The sequence below is a fragment of the uncultured Lactobacillus sp. genome, from assembly GCF_902491705.1.
In the GTDB taxonomy this organism is placed as follows: Bacteria; Bacillota; Bacilli; order Lactobacillales; family Lactobacillaceae; genus Lactobacillus.
The window spans coordinates 1-3,069 of the sequence record NZ_CABUIW010000099.1 but is presented as its reverse complement, the minus strand read 5'-3'; the positions used below and the strand labels follow the sequence as shown (position 1 = coordinate 3,069).

General features: G+C 37.3%; 1 protein-coding gene and 1 pseudogene. One reads left to right on the top strand and one right to left on the bottom strand.

The genetic code is table 11. The features are described from left to right. Positions 1 to 108: 108 nt before the first annotated feature. Positions 109 to 1,032: pseudogene (locus RDN22_RS11170) on the bottom strand (LysR family transcriptional regulator). 123 nt (positions 1,033 to 1,155) lie between these two features. Here RDN22_RS11170 and RDN22_RS11165 point away from each other — a divergent pair. Beyond that, positions 1,156 to 3,006: a flavocytochrome c gene (locus tag RDN22_RS11165; RefSeq protein WP_308558145.1), complete on the top strand. Its 1,851-nt coding sequence runs from the start codon at positions 1,156 to 1,158 to the stop codon at positions 3,004 to 3,006. Positions 3,007 to 3,069 lie beyond the last annotated feature (63 nt).

Here is a 3,069-nt window from a genome sequence, read left to right as displayed (position 1 = left end):
CGAGTCTGACAGCCGGAGCGCAAGAGAAGGAGGCAGTGAGCCTCTTTTTTTGTGCGGTTGAAATTAAATAGATAAAAAGGTTGAGGAAAAATATATTCCTCAACCTTTTTATATTTTGGCTTTAAGATCAAGTTCTTTAAAGCAATTAATTAAATTTTGCAATGCAGGAGATAATTTCTTATTTTTTTGAGTTGCAATAAAAAACTGAATATAAATTAGATTTTCGTCGATAGGTAATAGATTAATTGGGGTTTGACGCATCCTAGTTAAAATACTTGCTGAAGAAATAGTTAAGCCTACTCCACGTAAGGATAATTCCGTTGCGGTAATAATACTTTTGCTTTCTAAGACAATATTAGGTTTAATATGAAATTTTTGAAAAAGTCCATTGACTTGATGACGAATGGCTGATTCTGAGGCGCTTAAGACCATTGGAGCCTGTAAAATTTCTTTTAGGTCCAGACTATTTGGCTGCAAAATAAACTTACCAGAATGGAAATAGGGCGAATTTTGAGGAATGACTACATAGTACTGTTCACCGTCTTTAACTGAATAAGTTAAATCGCCAGAAATAGTTTTAGGAGTCTGACCGATGTAGCAATCAATGTCGCCATTAAGTAAATTAGTCTCACTTTTACGAGGAGAATCTTCAAATAATTGAATCTCAACTTCTGGATTTTCTTTTAGAAATTGTGGGAGAAGTCGAGGTAACAAAAACGACCCTAAGCTTTCCAATATACCTAACTTAATGATTTCTTTATTTGGCTAAGTAAAAGGCGCAAGTTCACGCTCTAATTGTTGGTCATTATAAGAGATGTTTTCCAAATATTTGTAATAAATCATCCCTGCTTCTGTTAAAGAAAAAGGAACGTGATCACGATTAATAATTTGCGTACCAAGTCGTTTCTCTATTCTCTTAATTAATTGAGTTAAATAGGGCTGAGAAATATATAATTCGCGAGCCGCTTTAGTAAAATTGTTTTCTTTTAATAATACGTCAAGGTAATGCAATAATGCTTCAGGATCGTTCATATAAATACCTCCAATAATAAAATTATTATAACTCATTAGCTAGAAAACTATTGTACCTAACGATTATCTCTTATTAAAATAAAGAAGAAAGCCTTTACAAAAAGAAGGAGATTCGAAATGACTATGAAACCAGGAACATATGACGTAAAAGCAAAAGGGCATGGTTCAAGTTACATGCCAATGCAGGTTAAATTATCCGAAGATAAAATTGAAAATATTAATGTTGACGCAAGTGGTGAAACTAAGGGCGTTGCGGACGAAGTATTTAATCGTTTGCCAAAATTAATTGTCGACAATCAAACTTTAAATGTTGATGCAGTTAGCGGTGCCACTATTTCTAGTCATGGTGTGATTGATGGAGTTGCGGAAGCAATTACTGAGGCCGGTGGTGATGCCCAAGAATGGAAAGAACGTGCTAAGCCTACCGAAGCTCACGCTAAAAAAGATGAAGAATATACTACTGACGTTGTAGTTATCGGTGCTGGTGGTGCTGGCCTTGCTGCCGCTGCTCGTAGTATTCAACATGGACAAAAAGTTGTTGTACTTGAAAAATTCCCACAAATTGGTGGTAATACAACTCGTGCCGGTGGTCCAATGAACGCAGCTGAACCTGAGTGGCAAAAGAAATTTAAGGCTTTGGCTGGTGAAAAAGAAGATCTAGAAAAATTGGCAGCTACTCCAATTGAAAAGATTGATCCAGAATATCGTTCTGACTTTGAAGCTTTACAAAAGCAAATCAAAGAATATGTTGATTCAGGTGCAAATTACTTATTTGATTCTAAATTATTGCATGAAATTCAAACATACGTAGGTGGTAAGCGGACCGATTTAAATGGACATGAAATTCATGGTAATTATGCTTTAGTTAAAGAGTTGGTTGATAACGCACTTGATTCTGTTAAATGGCTTAAGGATCTTGGAGTAAAATTTGACGATAGTCAAGTAACGATGCCGGTCGGTGCTCTTTGGCGCAGAGGTCACAAGCCAGTTGAACCAATGGGTTATGCTTATATCCACGTTTTAGGCGACTGGATTAAAGATCATGGTGCTACTGTTTTAACTGAAACTCGTGCTAAGCATTTACTAGTAGACAATGACCGAGTTGTTGGCGTGGTTGCTGAAAAGAGCGACGGCTCTAAAGTCACTGTTCATGCTAAATCCGTTATCTTAACTTCAGGTGGATTCGGCGCCAATATGAAGATGGTTCAAAAATACAATACCTACTGGAAGCATATTGATAATGACATGCCTACAACAAACTCTCCAGCCATTACTGGTGATGGTATTGGTCTTGGTACCGAAGTTGGCGCAGATTTAGTTGGCATGGGCTTTATTCAACTAATGCCTGTATCTGATCCAAAAACTGGTGAATTATTCACTGGATTGCAGACGCCACCTGAAAACTACATTATGGTAAATAAAGAAGGTAAGCGTTTTGTAAATGAATTTGCAGAACGTGATACGTTAGCTAAAGCCGCAATTGCTAACGGAGGGCTCTTCTATTTGATCGCTGACGATAAAATTAAAGCCACTGCCTATAACACTACCCAAGAGTCAATCGACGCTCAGGTGAAGGCAGGAACGCTTTTCAGAGCAGATACTTTAGCCGACTTAGCAAAACAAATCGGAATGAAGCCAGAAGTACTTGAAGATACAATTAAAAAATATAATTCTTATGTTGATGCTGGTGAAGATCCAGAATTTGGCAAGAGTGCCTTTAACCTAAAGTGTGAAGTAGCTCCGTTTTACGCAACTCCACGTAAGCCAGCTATTCACCATACAATGGGTGGCCTTAAGATTGATACTAAGGCTCGCGTCATCAATCAAAAAGGTGATGTAATTAAAGGGCTTTACGCTGCAGGTGAAGTAGCAGGCGGTATTCATGCAGGAAACCGTTTAGGTGGAAACTCTCTTGCAGATATCTTTACCTTTGATAGAATTGCCGCAAATACTGCTTTTGCAGAAAATAATTAGAATATAAAAAGTGTCTGGGAAAAAACTAATTCCCTAGACCAAAAAAGCGGACAATAATTTTCT